Source organism: Streptomyces nigrescens (assembly GCF_027626975.1).
GTDB lineage: Bacteria > Actinomycetota > Actinomycetes > Streptomycetales > Streptomycetaceae > Streptomyces > Streptomyces nigrescens.
This window is the reverse complement of sequence record NZ_CP114203.1, coordinates 3,963,749-3,982,527: the sequence shown is the minus strand read 5'-3', so window position 1 is coordinate 3,982,527 and position 18,779 is coordinate 3,963,749. Positions and strand designations below refer to the sequence as shown.

The window sequence follows — 18,779 nt, the reverse complement described above, 5'->3', positions numbered from 1 at the left end:
GTGCCGCGTTGCCCGTCGCCGGTCAGGCCACCCGAGAGCTCCGCGTACCGCCCCGCCGGGCCGCGCTCAGCAGTCCCCGTACGGCCAGCACCACGCCCACCGCCACCAGCCCCGCGGCCACCGCCATCCCCAGCGTGCCGACCAGCGGCAGCGAAATCCCGATCGCGCCGCCCACCACCCACGACATCTGCAGCGCCGTCTCGGACCGGGCGAAGGCGGAGGTCCGCACCTCCTCCGGCACATCGCGCTGGATCATGGCGTCCAGCGACAGCTTCGCCAGCGCCTGGCACAGCCCCGCGCAGGCCGCCGCGGCGGTCACCACGACCACCGCCACCGCCTGGTAGAACACCGCCGCCAGCACCGTCGCGCAGAGCGCCAGCCCCAGCATCGCCGCGATGATCCGCTCCGGCCCGCGGGCCTTCAGCCAGGCGCCGACCGCCGTCCCCAGCGCATTGCCGGTACCGGCCGCGACCACCACCAGCCCGAGCGAGGCCGCCGGACCCAGCCCGCCCAGCGGATGCTCACGCAGCAGGAAGGCCAGGAAGAACGTCAGGAAACCGGAGAGCGCCCGCAGACAGGCATTGGCCTGCAGACCGTGCAGCACCGACGGGCCGACCGTCCGCAGCCCGGGCTTCCGCCCACCGTCCGCCTGCCGCGCCGCGTCCCGGGACGCCAGCCGGGCCCGGCCCTCGCCCTTCGCCGAGTCGACCTTGTGCGGCAGCGTGAACGACAAGGCCGTACCGGCCGCGAACACCACGCACGCCCCGTACAGCGGCCAGCTCGGCCCGATCAGATGCAGCCCGGCCCCCGCCGGAGCCGCCAGCCCCGTGGCCAGCAGCCCCGCGAGCGTCACCCGTGAATTGGCCTTGACCAGCGAAATCCGCGGCGGCAGCAACCGCGGCACCACCGCGCTGCGGACCACCCCGTACGCCTTCGACGCCACCAGCACACCGAGCGCCGCCGGATACAGCTCCAGCCCCCCGGTGGCGACCGCGCCGGACATCGTCAGCGCCAGCAGCGCCCGCGCCAGCATCGAGCCCGCCATCGCCGCCCTGCGGCCGTGCGGCACCCGGTCCAGCAGCGGACCGACCACCGGTGCGAGCAGGGCGAACGGCGCCATGGTGACCGCCAGATACAGCGCCACCCGGCCCCGCGCCTCATTCGTCGGCACCGCGAAGAACACCGTGGAGGCCAGCGCGACGGTGATCATCATGTCCCCGGCCGCGTTCACCGCATGCAGTTCGATCAGCTTGCCCAGGCCCGACTCCCCGGCGCCGTGCGCATGCGTGGCGCGCCGCACCCCGCGTGCCGCACCGGTGAACGGCCGGTGCAGCGCACGTCCGACGGCCCGTCCCGCCCCGCGGGCCCGGTTGTGCCCGTCCCCGCCGCGCGTCGATGCGCGCGAGGACCGTGACGACTTCCCTGATGTCTTCGACACCTTCGACATCTTCGACGCCCGTGCGGCAGCCACCCGGCCATAGTGCCCCAACTCGCCCAGGAGAGGGCACTTTCTCCCCCCTGCCGCGCGGGGCGTACCGGCCCGCGGTCGCGGCCGTGGACATTTGCCGCTCCCACCGAGGGGTCGTCCACCGTTGAAGGGGTAGCGTGTGTAGCGCGCCACCGGCGGTCGTTCTTGGCCGCGTGCCTCATCGCGATCCCGCAGAATGGGACGTAAGAGGTGCGCTCGACCGAAACGACCGGGCGCGGACGTCGACGCGGTCCCCTGGTCCGCTCCGCCCGCCCCGGCACCGCCGGTCGTCCGGACAGGACAAGGACAGCTCCGGCTGGCGCACTCGTGAGACGGCGTAGAAGAGAGAATCGATTCTTGTGAGTGCTGCGATGCGAAGCCGTACCCCTGACCGCCTGTGCGCCGAGGCGGTCGACCTCGCCCGGGCGGCGGCGGAGGAAGCCGCACTGCCCGGCATGGTCGGCGAGCACATCGATGTCGTCGCCGACGGGGACCGCGTCGTCACCCACCTCTTCGCCTGCAACGAGCCCGGCTACCGGGGCTGGCGCTGGGCCGCGACGGTCGCCAGGGCCTCCCGCGCCAAGATCGTCACGCTCGACGAGGTGGCCCTGCTGCCCGGCCCCGACGCCCTCCTCGCGCCGGAGTGGGTCCCGTGGAGCGAGCGGCTGCGCCCCGGCGACATGGGCCCCGGCGACCTGCTGCCCACCGAGGCCGACGACCTGCGCCTGGAGCCCGGCTTCACCGGCGAGGACATCCCGCCGCCGAATTCCCCGGTCGCCGAGGGCATGGCCGCCGAGGTCGCCGACTCCGAGGAGGCGGACGTCCTCCCGGGCTCGCCCGCCGTCCAGCCCGCCCCCGAGCGCGGCAGCATCGCGGCGGTCGCCGAGGAACTGGGCATGCGCCGTGCCCGGGTACTGTCCCGCTACGGCCTGCACACCGCCGCCGACCGCTGGGAAGAGGCCTACGGCGCCAAGACCGCCATGGCCCAGGCGGCCCCCGCCACCTGCGTGACCTGCGGCTTCCTCACCCAGCTGCCCGGCTCCCTGGGCCAGGCGTTCGGCGTCTGCGCCAACGAGTTCTCCCCGGCGGACGGGCGGGTGGTGTCCCTCGCGTACGGGTGCGGAGCGCATTCCGAGGCCGCGGTCATGCCTAAACCGCCGCGGCCGGCCGCGCCGGTTGTGGACGAGACCGTTGTCGAGCCGTTGTCGTTGCGTCCCGAGCGGGATGGGGGGTCGGTCGAGGAGACCGGGCCCGCCGAGGAGCTCGGCCACAGCTAGGGGCTTGTAGCCCGCTTCCCACGTTGTCGGGTGGCGCCGCCGTGCCTCTTCTGTTTTCGCCTGTCGGCGGGGGTGGGGGTGTTTGGGCGGGGGCCGCTTGTTGTTGGTGGTGGGTGGCGGGGTCGGGCCTCCGGGGGCGGGTTTCCGGACTGCTTCGCTTTACGTCCGGAAACCCGCCCCCTCCGGCCCGCCCCTCCCGTCCGGAATGGCGACCCCCGTCCGGTGGGGGTGAGGGTTTTTAAAGACCAGTGGTTCGGCCGCGTCGTGGTGCGGCCGAGGTACAGGTCTTTTGTTTTCTTCACCCCCACCGGGGTGGGGTTCCATCGCGTACGGGAGGGGGTGGGGCCGGAGGGGTGGGTGTTCGGACGTAAAGCGAAGCAGTCCGAACACCCACCCCGGAGGCCCCGCCACCGGCACCCACCACAGACCGGGGCCCCACCCCATACACACCCCCCTCCCGCCGACAGGCGGGGAAACAGGGCGCGGCGGGCCACCCGACAACGTGGGGCGATACCGTCGGCCCACCGACACGGTTAAGGGAGACGGACAGTGACAGCGACGTCGTGGGTGCGAGGCGCAGCCGGAGACCCGTTCGGGACGGCCCGGCTGCGGCGTGGCGTGCTGGATGCCTGGGCCGCCTCGCCGGCCCGGTTCCGGGAGGATGCCAACGCCGAGGAGGACCTCGCGCTCGGCGGCTACCGCGACCGGCTCGCCGTGGAGCTGGCGCAGAACGCGGCGGACGCGGCGGCCCGCGCCGGCGTCCCCGGCCGGCTCCGGCTGACCCTGCACGCGGCCAACGGCGACGCGCCCGCCGTACTCGTCGCGTCCAACACGGGCGCCCCGCTGGACGCCACCGGCGTCGAGTCGCTGTCGACGCTGCGGGCCTCCGCGAAGCGGGAGTCCAGTGTGGCGGCCGGCGCGGTCGGCCGGTTCGGTGTGGGCTTCGCCGCGGTGCTGTCGGTGAGTGACGAGCCGGCGCTGGTGGGCCGGACCGGCGGGGTCCGCTGGTCGCTGGCCGAGGCGCGGGCGCTGGCGGAGGAGGTGGCCGCGCACAGCCCCGGTCTGGGCGGTGAGTTGCGCCGCCGGGACGGACATGTCCCGCTGCTGCGGCTGCCGCTGCCCGCGGAGGGCGGCGCGCCCGAGGGGTATGACACCGCCGTCGTGCTGCCGCTGCGGGACGTCGCCGCGCAGGATCTCGCCGAGCGGCTGCTGAACGGGATCGACGCGGCGCTGCTGCTGACGCTGCCGGGGCTGGCCGAGGTCGTGGTCGAGACCCCGGAGGGCGTACGGGAGTTGCGGCGCAGCCAGGACGGCCCGTACGTCCTGATCGAGGACAGTGAGCGGGGCGCCACCCGGTGGCGGGTGGCGAGCGACGGCGGTCCGCTGGACCCGGCGCTGCTCGCGGACCGGCCGGTCGAGGAGCGGCTACGGCCTGCCTGGTCGGTGACCTGGGCGGTGCCCGTGGACGGCGAGGGCGCACCGGTGCGGCCGGGTACGGCGGCGGTGGTGCACGCCCCGACGCCGACCGATGAGCCGCTGGGGCTGCCCGCGCTGCTGATCGCGTCGTTCCCGCTGGAGCCGACCCGCCGGCATGTCGCGCCGGGCCCGCTGACGGACTTCCTGGTGGGGCGGGCGGCCGCGACGTACGCGGCGCTGCTGGGCGACTGGCAGCCGGTGTCCGTCGGCACCCTCGATCTGGTGCCGGGCCCGCTGGGCAAGGGCGGTCTGGACGGGGAGCTGCGCCGGCAGGTGCTGGAACTGCTGCCGCGGGTGCGGTTCCTGCCGAGCGCGGGCGCACCGGCCGGCGGCCGGCCGGCCGAGCCCGAGGTGTCGGCGGCGGACGAGTGGGACGCGGGCGACGGCGGGGTGGACCGCTACGTCCTGCGCCCGGTGGATGCCGAGTTGGTGGAGGGCGCGGGCGCGGCGGCCGTGGGCGTGCTGGCCGAGCTGTTCCCCAGCCTGCTGCCGGCCGGGCTCGAACGCCGGCCGGAGCTGCGGGCGTTGGGCGTGGCCCGGGTGCCGCTCGGCGAGATGATCGACCGGCTGGCGGGCGTCGAACGGTCCCCCGGCTGGTGGTGGCGGCTCTATGACGCGCTGGCCGGTACCGACCCGGACCGGCTCAGCGGGCTGCCGGTGCCGCTGGCGGGCACGGCCGGCCAGGGGGCCGGCGGGGCGCAGGGCAGCGTACGGACCACGATCGGTCCGCGTCAGGTGCTGCTGCCGCTGCCCGGCGGCGGCTCCGACGAGGACGCCGCGGCACGGCACCGTACGCTCGCCCGGCTCGGCCTGAAGGTCGCCCACCCCGACGCGGTGCACCCGCTGCTGGAGAAGCTGGGCGCCACCCCGGCCTTCCCGCGTGCCGTGCTGACCACGCCCCAGGTGCGGGCGGCGGTGGCGAATTCGCTGGAGGCCGACGAGGACGCGTATGACGTCTTCGCCGACGAGCTGGGCGGCGGGCCGGGGGCCCCGCTGGGCGCCGAGGAGCTGGCGGAGACGGTGCTCGGCCTGGTCCGGGACGCCAACCTCACACCGGGCGACGAGCCCTGGCTCGGGGCCCTCGCACTGCCCGACGAGGACGGTGAGCTGGCGCCGGCGGGTGAGCTGGTGTTCCCGGGCAGCGCCTTCGAGCGCGTCATCCGGGAGGGCGAAATCGCGGCCTGTGACGCGGAGTTGGCCGAGCGGTGGGGCGAGCAGCCGTTGACGGCCGTGGGCGTCATGGCCGCCTTCGCGCTGGTGCGGGCCACCGATGTGGTGCTCGACCCGGACGAAATGGAGCCGCGGGAGGGCGACTTCGCCGAGCCGGACGACGTCGGGCTGCTGGACGCGGTGGATGTGTGGTGCGAGGACATCCTCGACGCGCTGCCGGAGACCCCCGTCCCGCCGGTGGTGACCGAGCTGGTGGCGGTGCGCGACCTCGATCTGGTCGATGACGACGCCTGGCCGCAGGTGCTGGCGATGCTGTCCCAACCGCCGCTGCGCGACGCCCTGACCGCGCCCGTGCGCGTCCTGCTCCCCGACGGCACCACCGAATCCGTCCGCCCCTACACCGCCTGGTGGCTGCGCGGGCACCCGGTGCTGGACGGGCGCCGGCCCGCCGGTCTGCGCTCGGCGGGCGGCGATCCGCTGCTGGCCGGGCTGTACGAGTCGGCGGACGCGGGCGACGTCGATGCGCAGGTGCTGCGGGCCCTCGGCGTACGGACCTCGGTCTCCGCGCTCCTCGACGAGCCGGGCGGCGCCGCGGAGCTGCTGGCCCGGCTCGCCGACCCGGACCTGACCGTCGGCGCCGCACAGCTGCACGCGCTCTACGGCCTGCTGGCGGACCTGGACCCCGACCAGGTGACCCTCCCGGACGAACTGCGGACCGTGCGCGAGCAGGAAGTCCAGGTGGTCGACGCGGCCGACGCCGTGGTCGCCGACGCCCCGGACCTGGTCCCGCTGGCGGCCGGCCTCGCCCTGCTGCCGGTCCGCCCGGCCCGCGCCGCCGAGCTGGCGGAGCTGTTGCAGGTGCGGCGGCTGAGCGAGGCGGTCAGCGCCGAGGTGCGCTCCGAGGGTGTCCGGCACGAGGTCCCCGAGGCCGTACGCGTCCTGCTGGGCGCCGCCACCCCCGAGGCGTACCAGGAGCACGAGGAACTGCTCGTCGGCGACGGCCCGGACGACACCGCCGAACTGGACTGGCGCTACACGCCCGACGGCACCCTGCACGCCGCGACCCTGGAGGGCGTGGCGGCCGGCCTGGCCTGGGCCACGGCCCAGTGGCCCCGCCGCTTCGAGGTCGCGGCCCTCCTGGAGGACCCGGAACGGGGCGACGAGCTGGCGCGGGCACGCTGGTTCGACTGAGGGGGGATCACCGGGCGGCCCTGTAGCGACGGGGCCGCCCGCCGGCGGCTCGGCGATCGAGGCACGAAGGCGACCGCAGCTGCCCGCCGGTGGACACGATCAGCTGAACCCAGGCCGTGGACGCCGGGCTCCCGGCCGGTACGTGCTGTGGACCCGCACGTACGAAGGAGGCCCCGCCTTCCCTGCGCTCTGGCCGGCGGGGGCTGACCTTTCGTTGCGTACTGCGCCGCGCGCGTCAGTTGCCGAACGCGCCGTCCTTGACCGCGGCGACGAAGGAGAGCCAGCCCGCCTCGGGGAAGACGCACGCGGGCCCGTGCGGGTTCTTGGAGTCGCGCACCGGTACGGCGCCGGGGAAGCCGTCGGCCACCTCGATGCACTCGGCTCCTTGCCCGTTGCTGTAGCTGGACTTGCGCCAGTCGGGCAGTGTGGACGCGTCAGGAATCATCTTCATCCTCGTACCTTCTCAGGTAATCGAGAATCAGGGCGAGGGATTCATGCTCCGGCAGAGCCTTGGAGCGGGCAACGTCAAACATGTGCGTAAGCGCAAGAACCTTATCCGGCGATTCCAGCAACTCCCCCGAAAAGAAGCTCTCGACGTATCCCGTCGTGGATCCGTTGCGGAAGGTGAGCAGGCTCAGGCTGCCGCCCAGCATGGGGTGTTCCCCCTGGCTGAACGGAAGTACCTGGACTGCGACCTGGGACGGCTCAACTGCCGACGTTGGCGGCGCATTCGCGTGGCGACCCGCTCGTTCGTCCGTTCCTCGGATTCGCCGGGTAGTGACTCGCGGAACAAGGCGTGCGCATAGTCCTCGGTCTGCAGGAGTCCCGGGATCAGGCTGCTGCCGAAAACCTGAATGCGGGCCGCTTTGCCCTCGCGTTCCACGACGGCTCGGCCATAATCGGGAATCGAGGCGTCCAGAGCCATGGACAGCAACTCGGCGAGGAGCCCGTCCGTGGCGAAATGCGTGTCCAGGTCCTCGGTGAGTGCCTCCGAGGGCAGTTGCTCGCCCCGCTCCACCCGGCTGATGTAGGTGTGCGGGTAGCCGACCTTGTCGGCGAGGGCGCGTTGCGACAGGTTCGCGGTTTCCCGCATGCGGCGCAGGCGTCGCCCGAGCACTGTGCGCGGGGTGGCCCGGTCGTCGTCCTCGTTGTTCAGCTCCATTGCTCGAACACACCTTCAACTCGCTGTCCACTGGCTGACTTTGGTGACGCGTGCGGCGTGTGCCCAGCGTATTTCTTCGGCAATGCTGAGTGAGGACGGAAAGACCCCCGCGACCGCTGCAACGGCCCGGGGGCATGGTCATCAGCCCCGATGAGGTCGACGACGTGAATGACGATATCGCGAAGCATTTCGAGCCTTCGTCCGAAGGCGACGGTGCGCTCGAACACCCCGACTCCGTACGCCTCCTGCCATGGTCCAACGGCGACGGCAACCCCTGCTATCTCCTGGGGGACGGCACGGGCTATGTCTCCCGGGTTGCCGACGAAATCGAGTCTCTGCAGCTCGAAATGGCGGATGACCTCACCGGTCATGCGGACGACCTGCTCGGCTGTCAGCGGGTGAGCAACCGGGAGCTGCGCTTTCTGGCCCGTGGGCTGACCGACTCCCTGCGGGATGTGCGCCGCGTCGCGGACAGCAGGGGTGCGCGGCTGCGTGCGGCCGAGCGCTCGTCGGGCTGCGTGGACGGGCGTGAGGCATAGGGCCGGCCGTCCGGCTGCCGCTGTCGGCGTCGTCAGCTCAGTCCGAGGCCGGCGGTCGCTCAGTCCGAGCTGAACTTCCTCACCAGTGCCCAGATCACCGCGACCGCGCCGACGACCAGGATCAGCCACTCCCACCAGTCGAGGACGCCGTCGCCGGCACCGTAGGAGCTGTCGCCGGAGTGGTAGTGGTGGGAGTGGTGGGTGCGGGCCAGCACCTCGTATGGGAGGTCCCGCGGGTTGAAGGTCATGGGCGGAGAGTAGGCGGGAGGCGAGGGGGATACCATGCCGGGCCGGTTTCTGTGACCGGGCCGATACGTACCTCCCGGGCCGGTACATCCTTTCTGGGTCGATAAGTCGCTCCCGGCCGATGCGCCCTTCCCGGGGGCCGGTACGCCGTTCCCGGGTGTGGGCGGGGGCTCAGGCCGGGAACCGCCGGGCCACCCACCGCCAGGTGAGTTCCAGCAGCACCGCCGCCACCACCGCGATGCCGACCGCCGCCCAGGGCATCGTCGTGCCGACCAGCCGCAGTGCGAAGAAGGTCTGCAGCCAGGGGGTGGCCAGGACGATGAGGAAGGCCAGGCCCATGGCCAGGACCAGGGCGATCCGCCACCAGGTGTAGGGGCGGGCGATGATCGCCAGGACCCACATCGCGGTGAGGAAGAGGGTCAGGGTCGCCGCGCTGGTCTCGGCGGGCAGCGCGTCCGGGCCGGTGTAGTAGCTGCGGGCGAGCAGGTAAGTGACGAAGGCGGCGGCGCCCGTGATGAGGCCGGACGGGATCGCGTAGCGCATCACCCGGCGGACGAAGTGCGGGCGGGCGCGTTCCTTGTTGGGGGCCAGAGCGAGGAAGAACGCGGGGATGCCGATGGTCAGGGTGGACAGCAGGGTCAGATGCCGCGGCAGATACGGGTAGGGGATCTGCCAGCAGGCCACCAGGATCGCCAGCAGGACGGAGTAGACCGTCTTGGTGAGGAAGAGGGTGGCGACACGGGTGATGTTGCCGATGACCCGGCGGCCCTCGGCGACGACCGACGGGAGTGTGGCGAAGCTGTTGTTGAGGAGGACGATCTGGGCTACGGCGCGGGTCGCCTCGGAGCCGGAGCCCATCGCGACGCCGATGTCGGCGTCCTTGAGGGCCAGCACGTCATTGACGCCGTCGCCGGTCATCGCGACGTTGTGGCTGCGCGACTGCAGCGCGGCGACCATGTCCCGCTTCTGCTGCGGGGTGACCCGGCCGAACACCGCGCCCTCTTCGATCTCGGCCGCCATCGCGTCCCGTTCGCCGGGCAGTTCGCGCGCGTCCACCGGGGCGTCCGCGCCCGGCAGTCGCAGCTTGCCGGCCACCGCGCCGACCGACACCGCGTTGTCGCCGGAGAGCACCTTGGCCCGGACGCCCTGCTCCTCGAAGTAGTGCAGGGTGTCGGGGGCGTCCGGGCGCAGCCGCTGCTCCAGGACGACCAGCGCGGTGGGCCGGACGCCCCGGGTGACCTCGGGGTCGTCCAGTTCCCGTTCGGCGCGGGCCAGCAGCAGGACGCGGAGGCCCTGCGCGTTGAGCGCGTCGGTCTCGGCGAGCCGCTGGTCGCCGGAGGGCAGCAGGATGTCCGGGGCGCCGAGCAGCCAGGTGCTGCTCTCGCCGTCCGGGCCGTTGAAGGACGCGCCGCTGTATTTCCGGGCGGAGGAGAACGGCAGCGACTGGGTGCAGCGCCAGCCGCCGTCCGCCGGATACTCCTCGATGATCGCTTGCAGGGAGGCATTGGGCCGCGGATCGGACTCGCCGAGTGCGCCCAGCACCTGCCGGATGTAGGCCTCCTCGCCGTCGAGCGTCCGCAGCCCGTTGACGTCCATGCCGCCCTCGGTGAGCGTGCCGGTCTTGTCCAGGCAGACCACATCGACCCGGGCCAGGCCCTCGATCGCGGGCAGCTCCTGGACCAGGCACTTCTTGCGGCCGAGCCGGATGACGCCGATCGCGAAGGCGACGGAGGTGAGCAGCACCAGGCCTTCCGGGATCATCGGCACGATCCCGGCGACCATCCGGCGGATCGCCGCGTCGCCCGGCAGCCCGAGGGTGAGCAGATGGCTGAGGATCAGGCCGATCGCGGTCGGGATCATCATCCAGGTCACGTACTTGAGGATCTGGCTGATGCCGCTCCGCAGTTCGGAGTGGACCAGGGTGAACCGGCTGGCCTCCTCGGCGAGCTGCGCCGCGTACGCCTGCCGGCCGACCTTGGTCGCGGTGAAGGCGCCGCCGCCCGCGACCACGAAGCTGCCGGACATCACCTGCTCGCCGGGCTTCTTGAGGACCGGATCGGCCTCGCCGGTCAGCAGTGACTCGTCGATCTCCAGGCTGTCGCTCTCCCGCACCTCGCCGTCGACGATGACCTTGTCGCCGGGCCCGAGTTCGATGATGTCGTCGAGCACCACCGCGGAGGTCGGGATCTCCTCGGTGACCCCGTCGCGCCGGACGGTCGGTCTGGCCTCGCCGATGACCGCCAGGTTGTCCAGGGTCTTCTTGGCGCGCAGCTCCTGGACGATGCCGATGCCGGTGTTGGCGACGATCACGAACCCGAACAGGCCGTCCTGGATCGGTCCGACGACCAGGATGATCACGAAGAGCACGCCGATGATCGCGTTGAAGCGGGTGAAGACATTGGCGCGGACGATCTCGGCGGCCGAGCGGGAGGACCGTACGGGGACGTCGTTGACCTCGCCCCGGGCGACCCGCTCCGCGACCTCGGCGGTGGTCAGTCCGGGGTTGACCGGTTCCCGAGCTGCCCGCCGGGCGGGCTCACCACCCGGCCCGGACTGCTCGACGTCGGTCCTCGCCCGCTCCGTCATGTCCTCGACGTTACGGGCGGAATGCGCACTTCACCCGCTGGCCGGGCGGGTGGGCCGAGAGGGCGGACCGCCGGGGGAGGGCGCCGCGGTGTTCAGGAGCGGTCGGCCGCCGCGGCCCGCTTGAGGGCGGCATCGCGTCCGCGGACGTACCAGATGCCCACCAGGCCCAGGCCGCCGCCGGCCAGGCAGGTCCACACCCACCAGGAGTGGCCGTTGTCGGCGAACCAGCCGTAGAAGGGGAGCTGGCCGAGGAAGAGCACGAACCAGATGATGGTGCCGCCGGTGATCGTGCCGACGACGGGGCCCTCGAGAGGCGCCGGGGCCTCGCGCAGTTCGGACTTCTTCCACATGGTGCTCAGCTTACGGGGGCCGGATGAGCGCTCCGCGGGCGGCGGTGGGCAGCGGCCGGTGGCCGGGAGCGGGGTGGGGCGGGCGTGGGGCGGGCGTGGGCCAAAAGCCCAGGGCCATGTGCCCCAAGGGTCTACGCGCGGAGATAGCGATCAACGCATTGTTTATTCATACTGAACCTTTCTGGATACGGCTGGTTTGGATCGTCTCTTCCTCCAACCTGATCCAGTTCTTTCTCCTTCTGTACATGTTCCGGGCCCTCGGGCCCCCGCGCCTGCCCAGGCCCGTCCGACTGAGGTCCCCGCATGTCCCCCTCGGCCACCACGCCGGTCGACACCCTCAACGACCCAGGTCCGAAGCCTCCCAAGAACGGCTTCGACCGCTTCTTCAAGATCTCCGAGCGGGGGTCGACGGTCAGCCGCGAACTGCGCGGCGGTCTGGCGACGTTCTTCGCGATGGCCTACATCATCGTGCTGAACCCGATCATTCTCGGCGCCGGAGTGGATAAGTTCGGCCATCAGCTCGACAACGCCCAGCTGGTCACCGCCACCGCGCTGATGGCCGGACTGAGCACGGTCCTGATGGGCCTCATCGGCAATGTCCCGATCGCCATCGCCGCCGGCCTCGGTATCAACGCCGTGGTGTCGCTGCAGCTCGCCCCCAAGATGAGCTGGCCGGACGCGATGGGCATGGTCGTGCTCGCGGGTCTGGTGCTGATGCTCCTGGTCGCCTCGGGTCTGCGGCAGCGGGTGATGGACGCGATCCCCAACGGGCTGCGGCGGGCCATCGCCATCGGCATCGGCATGTTCATCTCGCTGATCGGCCTGGTCGACGCGGGCTTCGTGACCCGTAACCCGGACGCCGCGCACACCACCGTTCCGATGGGCCTGGGGCAGGGCGGACAGCTCAAGGGCTGGCCGGTGCTGGTCTTCGTCATCGGGCTGGCGCTGATGTTCGTCCTGATCGTGCGCAAGGTCAGGGGCGCGATCCTGATCGGCATGGTCTCGATGGCCGTCGTCGCGGTCGTCATCAACGCCCTCGTCGAGATCCCGGACGCGTCCTGGGGCCTGGCGGTCCCCAACGTTCCGGAAAAGATCATCGACACCCCGGACTTCGGGCTGATCGGTCAGATCAGCCTCTTCGGCGGCTTCCAGGAAGTCGGCCTGCTGACCGGCTGCCTGTTCGTCTTCACCGTGCTGCTCTCCGGCTTCTTCGACGCGATGGGCACCATCATCGGCGTCGGCGAGGAGGCCGGTCTGCTGGACAACGAGACCGGCCAGCTGCCGGGCATGGGCCGCATCCTGATGGTCGACGGCATCGCGGTCGCGGGCGGCGGCTTCGGCTCCGCCTCCGCCAACACCTGCTTCGTGGAGTCCACCGCCGGTGTCGGCGAGGGCGCCCGTACCGGCCTCGCGAACCTGATGACCGGCGGTCTCTTCCTGCTCGCGCTGATCTTCACGCCGCTGGCGACCGTCGTCCCCTCGCAGGCCGCGACGCCCGCGCTGGTGGTCGTCGGCTTCCTGATCATGGCCTCGAACGTGCGGGACATCGACTGGGGCGACCCCACCATCGGCATCCCGGCGTTCCTGACGATCATCTCGATGCCGTTCACCTACAGCATCACCAACGGCATCGGGATCGGCGTCCTGGCCTTCATCCTGCTGCGCGCGGCGACCGGCCGGGTCAAGGAGATCCCCTGGCTGCTGAACGCGGTCGGCTTCTGCTTCCTGGTCTACTTCCTGCTCGACCCGATCGAGCAGGCACTCGGGGTCAAGTAGCCGGCCAGCGGACTCCCAGCTTCTCCGTCTCGTCGACGGAGGACTTGAACCGCTCGTCGAAATCCTCGCGAATGAGCGTCCGGACCACATAGTCCTGGACGCTCATTCCGCGTTTTGCTGCGTGCTGCCGAATGCGCTCCAGCAGCTCCCCGTCCACACGCAGGCTGAGCACTTGCGATCCCATCCGGACACGGTCCCGTCCGTACGCGGTCAGGCGCGTCACTTTCGGCCGCGTCCTCACTCATATGGGTGACCCGGGACGGAAGGCGCCCCTTGGCTTTCCTTAGAAAGGGTAATGAGTTATGCTAAAGACCATGCCGGAACTGTCCTCCCTCCAGCCCGACGGGCCGGAGGTGCCCCCCGACGACGCGGCCGCGGTGAACGCTCTGCGGTCCGCCGTGATGCGCCTGTCGCGCCGACTCAAGCACCAGCGGGTCGACGAATCGCTGAGCCCCACCGAGATGTCGGTGCTCGGCACCCTCGCCCGGTGCGGCCATGCCACCCCCGGCGAGCTGGCCCGCAAGGAGCATGTGCAGCCGCCGTCGATGACCCGCATCGTGGCCATGCTGGAGGCCAAGGGACTGGTCCGGCTCGAACCGCACCCCGACGACCGCCGCCAGAAGGTCGTCACGCAGACCGAGCAGGCCGAGGCGATGCTCGAAGAGAGCCGCCGTAAGCGCAACGCCTGGCTCGCCGAGCTGGCCTCCGGGCTGGACGAGGACGAGTGGGCGAAGGTGCGGGCCGCCGCGCCCGTGCTGGAGAAGCTCGCACAGCTGTAGAACCGAGGCCGAGGAGGCGAACCCACTTTGAGTACGGGATCCGGAGCACACTCCGCCCCCGCACCGAACTCCCACGAAGACACGGTTTCCGACGACGCGACCGCGACCACTCCGGGCACCGCCCCGGGTGTCGCCGCAGGCCCCGCCGCCACACCGCGCAAGGGCACGTTCAGTTCTCTGCGAATACGCAACTACCGCCTCTTCGCCACCGGCCAGATGGTGTCCAACACGGGCACCTGGATGCAGCGCATCGCCCAGGACTGGCTGGTGCTCAGCCTCACCGGCTCGTCCACCGCGGTCGGCATCACCACCGCGCTGCAGTTCCTTCCGATGCTGCTCTTCGGGCTCTACGGCGGTGTCATCGCCGACCGCTTCGCCAAGCGCAAGCTGCTGCTCTTCACCCAGTCCGCCATGGGCCTCACCGGCCTGGCCCTCGCCGCGCTCACGCTGAGCGGGCAGGTGCAGGTCTGGCACGTCTACCTCGTCGCCTTCGTCCTCGGCCTGGTCACCGTCCTCGACAACCCCTCCCGGCAGGCCTTCGTCTCCGAAATGGTCGGCCAGGACGAGCTGCGCAACGCGGTCAGCCTGAACTCCGCCAACTTCCAGTCCGCGCGGCTGATCGGGCCCGCCGTCGCCGGTGTCCTGATCACCGCCTTCGGCAGCGGCTGGGCCTTCCTGCTCAACGGTCTCTCGTTCATCGCCCCGCTCACGGGCCTGCTGATGATGCGCACCGCCGAACTCCACAAGGTCGACCGCGTCCCGCGCAGCAAGGGTCAGCTGCGGGAGGGCCTGAGGTATGTCTCGGGCCGCCCCGACCTGCTCTGGCCCATCGTCCTGGTCGGTTTCATCGGCACCTTCGGCTTCAACTTCCCGATCTGGCTGACCGCGTTCGTCCACCACGTCTATCACCAGGGCGCGGGGACGTACTCGCTGTTCAACGGGCTGATGGCGGCCGGTTCGCTGATCGGCGCGCTGCTCGCGGCCCGCCGCGCCAGCTCCCGGCTGCGGCTGCTGGTGGGCGCGGCGATGCTCTTCGGCGTCCTGGAGATCGCGGCCGCGCTCGCCCCGTCGTTCTGGGTCTTCGCGGCGCTGCTGGTGCTGATCGGCACGGTCGGCCTGACGATCAACGTCACGGCCAATTCGAGCGTCCAGATGGCCACCGATCCGCTGATGCGCGGCCGGGTGATGAGCCTGTTCATGATGGTCTTCGTGGGCGGCACCCCGCTCGGCGCACCGCTGGTCGGCTGGATCACCGACAGCTTCGGCCCGCGGATCGGCTTCATGGCGGGCGGTGCGGTCTCCCTGGCGGCCGCCGTCCTCATCGGCCTGATCCTCGCGAGGGTGGGCGGTCTGCGCCTCAAGATCGACCTGCGCCGCGGGCATCAGCACCTCGTCTTCGTGCCCCGGGGCCCCGCCCCCGATCCGTCCGCGGAGCAGGGGCAGGAGCAAGAACAGGGGCCGGGGCAGGAGAAGGAGCAGAAGATGGCGCCGGCGGCGTAGCGCGCTCCTCGGCCCGGTCCCGCGGGGCCGGGCCGGAGCACCTCGTGTCCGCCGGACGGCCGGTGCGCTGCGCCACACTGGCCGCATGAGACTCTTCGCCGCCGTCCTGCCCCCCGCTCCCGCGATCGAGGAACTGGCCGCCGAGGTGGCGCAGTTGAAGAAGCTCCCGGCCGCCGGCCGGCTGCGCTGGACCGGCCGGGACAGCTGGCACTTCACCCTCGCCTTCTACGGCGAGGTGCCCGAGGAGACCGTCCCCGAGCTGTCCGAGCGGCTGGCGCGCGCCGCCCACCGCCGCGACCCCTATGAGCTGCGGATCGCCGGCGGCGGCCGCTTCTCGGACCGGGTGGTGTGGGCCGGGGCCGACGGCGACCGCCCCGCCATGCGCATCCTGGCCGACGCGGCCTCCGCGGCGGCCCGCCGGGCCGGCCTCGCCATGGACGAGGAGCACCGCCCGTACACCCCCCACCTCACCCTCGCCAGGAACCGCATCCCCAACCTGGACCTCCGCCCGTACGCGAGCGCCCTCAAGGACTTCGCCGGCACCTCCTGGACGGTCGGTGACCTCGCCCTGGTGTGCAGCCACCCCCCGGTCCCCGGCGTGGCGGGCAAGCAGCCCCGGTACGAAACGGTGGGGTCCTGGCCACTGGGCCACTGAGGCCCGGCGGCCGCGTGGTCCCGGCCCGCTGAAACGTTCGGATCCGTCCCGGTTACGCTCAGAGGGTGGATCCCAAAACCCGTAACCGGATCATGTCCGGTCTGCTCGCCGTGCTGCTCGTCGTCGTGATCGTGGCGGCGGCTCTGCGCTGACGGCCGCCGCGGCCGCCTCCGCCGAGCGCCCGGCGGACGGCCGGAACCGTCCGCCGGGCCCTCGGCCCCCTCACCAGGCGAAGGCCTCCGGGCTCGGTCCGGGGCCGGGGAAGATCTCGTCGAGTGCGGCGAGAAGCTCGTCCGGGAGGGTCAGTTCGACGGCCCGCAGCGCGGAGGCGAGCTGGTCCGCGGTGCGCGGGCCGACGATCGGGCCGGTGACACCGGGCCGGGTGAGCAGCCACGCCAGAGCCACCTCACCGGGCTCCAGACCGTGCTTGTCGAGCAGATCCTCGTACGACTGGATCTGGGCACGGATCGTGGAGTTGGCGAGCGAGTCGGCGGAGCGGCCGGCGCCCGAGCGGGCCGCGCCGCCCTCGCGCTCCTTGCGGAGGGCGCCGCCCAGCAGCCCGCCGTGCAGCGGGGACCACGGGATGACGCCCAGGCCGTAGCCCTCGGCGGCCGGGATGACCTCCATCTCGGCGCGGCGCTCGGCGAGGTTGTAGAGGCACTGCTCGCTGACCAGGCCGTACGAGCCGCGGCGGGCGGCGGTCTCGTTGGCGCGGGCGATGTGCCAGCCGGCGTGGTTGGACGAGCCGACGTAGAGGATCTTGCCCTGCTGGACGAGCACGTCCATGGCCTGCCAGATCTCGTCCCAGGGCGTGTCCCGGTCGACGTGATGGAACTGGTAGAGGTCGATGTAGTCGGTGCCCAGCCGTTTGAGGCTGGCGTCCACCGACCGCCGGATGTTGAGCGCGGAGAGCTTGTCGTGGTTGGGCCAGACCTTGCCGTCGTCGGTTGCCATGTTGGCGTAGAGCTTGGTGGCCAGCACGGTCTTGTCCCGCCGGCCGCCGTCCTTGGCGAACCAGGAGCCGAGGATCTCCTCCGTACGGCCCTTGTTGGCTCCCCAGCCGTAGACATTGGCGGTGTCGAAGAAGTTGATGCCCGCGTGGAGCGCCGCATCCATGATGGTGTGGCTGTCGGCCTCGTCCGTCTGAGGCCCGAAGTTCATCGTCCCGAGGACGAGTCGGCTGACCTTGAGTCCGGTGCGTCCGAGCTGCGTGTACTTCATGGTTGCCCAGCCAACGCCTTGAAGTGCACTCGAAGCAAGGACCGTTCGGGGTGGCGGTCAGCGTTGCGGATGCCGCGCCGAGGAGGCGAGGGTGCCTTGCCGCGGCGGGACCGGGCGGGGCCTCCGGCGCCCGGCCGCGGCGAAGAGCAGCAGCGCGACCGGGGTGCAGCAGGCCGCCGCCACCGGCAGGGCACCGGGTCCGTACGAGGCGAGCAGCCGGCCGCCGAGGGCGCCGCCCAGCGAGGCGCCGGCGTAGACCGCGCTGCTGGTGAGCGCGAGCGCCTGCGGCCCGTGCGCGGAGCCGGCCAGCGTCAGCACACGGGTCTGTACGGCGGGCGGTATCGCCCATGCCGCGGCCGCCCAAACGAACAGCAGCGGGACGACGAGGGCGAGGGCGGCGGGCCGCCGCACCCCGCACAGGGCGAGCCCGGCCGTGGCCGCGGCGAACACCAGCGCCGCCGTGGCGAAGGCGGCCCCGGCGCCCCAGCGGTCCACCAGCGTGCCGCCCGCCCGCGCGCCCGAGATGCCGGCGACGCCGGTGAGCGCCAGCAGCACACCGAGCGTGCCGGGGGTGACGCCCGCCAGGTCGTGGAGGAACGGCGCGAGGTAGGTCTGCAGCAGCAGATTGCCCAGCACCGCGACGGCCGCGGCGAGCAGGGCGTACAGGACGGCGGGCCGGTTCGGCGGGCGGAGACGGGCGGCGAGCGGTGTGGCGGGGGCGGGCGGCAGCGCGGGGAGGGTGCCGCGGACGAGGAGCAGGGCCGCGAGCCCGAGCGTCCCGCCCAGGGCGAAGGTGGCCCGCCAGCCCAGCGCCGCCCCGGCCCAGGTGCCGGCCGGTACCCCGAGGACCATGGCGCCGGTCAGCCCGGCCATGACGGTGGCGAGGCTGCGGCCCCGTCGTTCCGGCGGTGCGAGCCGGGCGGTCGCGGCGAGGGCGGTGGGCAGGGCGACGGCGGCGGCGAGCGCGGCCAGTACCCGGAGCGCCATCAGCGCGACGTAGGAACTGGTCAGGAGAACCGCGAAGTTGGCGAGGCAGAAGAGGGCCAGCGCGGCGGTGAGCAGTGCCCGGCGGGGGAGCCGGGCGGTGCTGACGGCGGCGACCGGGGCGGCCACCGCGCAGACCACGGAGAAGACGGTGACGAGCTGTCCGGCGGCGGCCTGGCTGACCGTCAGCCCCCGGGCGAGTGCGGGCAGTACGCCGGCGATCACGAAGTCGTCGGTCTGGAGGGCGAAGGCGCAGAGGGTGAGGGCGCAGAGCCAGGGGGCGGGGAGGCGTCCTCGTAAGGGGGCTGTCGTCAACATACCCATTAACGTAACACTCGTTTCCCTAATTAGGGTGGGTGGTGTCCCACCAAAGGGTCTGCCAGAGGGTCTGCCAACGGG

At 72.2% G+C, this 18,779-nt stretch carries 15 protein-coding genes and 1 pseudogene; 7 read left to right on the top strand and 9 right to left on the bottom strand.

All coding sequences use genetic code 11. The features are described from left to right. Window positions 1-22: 22 nt before the first annotated feature. Window positions 23-1,447, bottom strand: coding sequence for an MFS transporter (locus STRNI_RS17695; RefSeq protein WP_051104123.1), 1,425 nt, complete (start codon window positions 1,445-1,447; stop codon window positions 23-25). Window positions 1,448-1,839: 392 nt separating this feature from the next. Here STRNI_RS17695 and STRNI_RS17690 point away from each other — a divergent pair, with 392 nt between their 5' ends. Together STRNI_RS17690 and STRNI_RS17685 are read left to right on the top strand one after the other, a co-directional pair. Beyond that, the gene (locus STRNI_RS17690) at window positions 1,840-2,745 is read left to right on the top strand and encodes a DUF3027 domain-containing protein (protein ID WP_018089684.1); all 906 of its coding nucleotides are present in this window, start codon (window positions 1,840-1,842) and stop codon (window positions 2,743-2,745) included. Window positions 2,746-3,363: 618 nt separating this feature from the next. Beyond that, the gene (locus tag STRNI_RS17685) at window positions 3,364-6,582 is read left to right on the top strand and encodes a sacsin N-terminal ATP-binding-like domain-containing protein (protein WP_417816604.1); all 3,219 of its coding nucleotides are present in this window, start codon (window positions 3,364-3,366) and stop codon (window positions 6,580-6,582) included. Between the two features lie 235 nt (window positions 6,583-6,817). Here STRNI_RS17685 and STRNI_RS17680 read toward each other — a convergent pair whose 3' ends face one another. Together STRNI_RS17680 and STRNI_RS17675 are read right to left on the bottom strand one after the other, a co-directional pair. Then, window positions 6,818-7,033, bottom strand: coding sequence for a DUF397 domain-containing protein (locus tag STRNI_RS17680; RefSeq protein WP_159486759.1), 216 nt, complete (start codon window positions 7,031-7,033; stop codon window positions 6,818-6,820). Then, window positions 7,017-7,675, bottom strand: a pseudogene (locus STRNI_RS17675) (helix-turn-helix domain-containing protein). Before STRNI_RS17675 ends, STRNI_RS17680 begins: the two are co-directional and overlap by 17 nt. Window positions 7,676-7,908: 233 nt before the next feature. On the opposite strand from STRNI_RS17675, the gene STRNI_RS17670 reads away from it, so the two are divergent. Then, window positions 7,909-8,283 carry a hypothetical protein gene (locus STRNI_RS17670; protein ID WP_229838709.1) on the top strand — a complete coding sequence of 125 codons (375 nt, stop codon included), beginning with the start codon at window positions 7,909-7,911 and terminating at the stop codon, window positions 8,281-8,283. A 59-nt stretch (window positions 8,284-8,342) separates the two neighbouring features. Here STRNI_RS17670 and STRNI_RS17665 read toward each other — a convergent pair whose 3' ends face one another. The 3 genes from STRNI_RS17665 to STRNI_RS17655 all read right to left on the bottom strand — a co-directional run bounded on the left by STRNI_RS17665 (window position 8,343) and on the right by STRNI_RS17655 (window position 11,465). After that, window positions 8,343-8,531, bottom strand: coding sequence for a hypothetical protein (locus tag STRNI_RS17665; RefSeq protein WP_093636795.1), 189 nt, complete (start codon window positions 8,529-8,531; stop codon window positions 8,343-8,345). Window positions 8,532-8,700: 169 nt separating this feature from the next. After that, window positions 8,701-11,115: an HAD-IC family P-type ATPase gene (locus tag STRNI_RS17660; protein ID WP_277411574.1), complete on the bottom strand. Its 2,415-nt coding sequence runs from the start codon at window positions 11,113-11,115 to the stop codon at window positions 8,701-8,703. Between the two features lie 92 nt (window positions 11,116-11,207). After that, window positions 11,208-11,465 carry a DUF2530 domain-containing protein gene (locus STRNI_RS17655; protein WP_018089676.1) on the bottom strand — a complete coding sequence of 86 codons (258 nt, stop codon included), beginning with the start codon at window positions 11,463-11,465 and terminating at the stop codon, window positions 11,208-11,210. Between the two features lie 303 nt (window positions 11,466-11,768). Here STRNI_RS17655 and STRNI_RS17650 point away from each other — a divergent pair, with 303 nt between their 5' ends. Beyond that, complete coding sequence (locus STRNI_RS17650) at window positions 11,769-13,241, top strand: NCS2 family permease (protein ID WP_159486753.1); 1,473 nt, start codon at window positions 11,769-11,771, stop codon at window positions 13,239-13,241. Here the strand turns inward: STRNI_RS17650 and STRNI_RS17645 are convergent. Beyond that, the gene (locus STRNI_RS17645; protein ID WP_026169636.1) at window positions 13,234-13,425 is read right to left on the bottom strand and encodes a ribbon-helix-helix protein, CopG family; all 192 of its coding nucleotides are present in this window, start codon (window positions 13,423-13,425) and stop codon (window positions 13,234-13,236) included. The genes STRNI_RS17650 and STRNI_RS17645 overlap by 8 nt on opposite strands. Before the next feature lie 130 nt (window positions 13,426-13,555). Between STRNI_RS17645 and STRNI_RS17640 the strand changes: the two genes are divergently transcribed. The 3 genes from STRNI_RS17640 (at window position 13,556) to thpR (ending at window position 16,175) form a co-directional block, all read left to right on the top strand. Beyond that, entirely contained in the window at window positions 13,556-14,020 is a 465-nt protein-coding gene (locus STRNI_RS17640; protein ID WP_018089673.1) for a MarR family winged helix-turn-helix transcriptional regulator, read from the top strand. Between the two features lie 27 nt (window positions 14,021-14,047). After that, on the top strand, window positions 14,048-15,520 hold the full coding sequence (locus tag STRNI_RS17635) for an MFS transporter (protein WP_018089672.1): 1,473 nt from the start codon (window positions 14,048-14,050) through the stop codon (window positions 15,518-15,520). Window positions 15,521-15,605: 85 nt separating this feature from the next. Next, window positions 15,606-16,175: an RNA 2',3'-cyclic phosphodiesterase gene (gene thpR / locus STRNI_RS17630; RefSeq protein ID WP_159486749.1), complete on the top strand. Its 570-nt coding sequence runs from the start codon at window positions 15,606-15,608 to the stop codon at window positions 16,173-16,175. Window positions 16,176-16,397: 222 nt separating this feature from the next. Here the strand turns inward: thpR and STRNI_RS17625 are convergent, their stop codons facing one another. Beyond that, window positions 16,398-17,396: an aldo/keto reductase gene (locus STRNI_RS17625; protein ID WP_018089670.1), complete on the bottom strand. Its 999-nt coding sequence runs from the start codon at window positions 17,394-17,396 to the stop codon at window positions 16,398-16,400. A 57-nt stretch (window positions 17,397-17,453) separates the two neighbouring features. Then, on the bottom strand, window positions 17,454-18,698 hold the full coding sequence (locus tag STRNI_RS17620) for an MFS transporter (protein WP_277411573.1): 1,245 nt from the start codon (window positions 18,696-18,698) through the stop codon (window positions 17,454-17,456). Window positions 18,699-18,779: the final 81 nt, after the last annotated feature.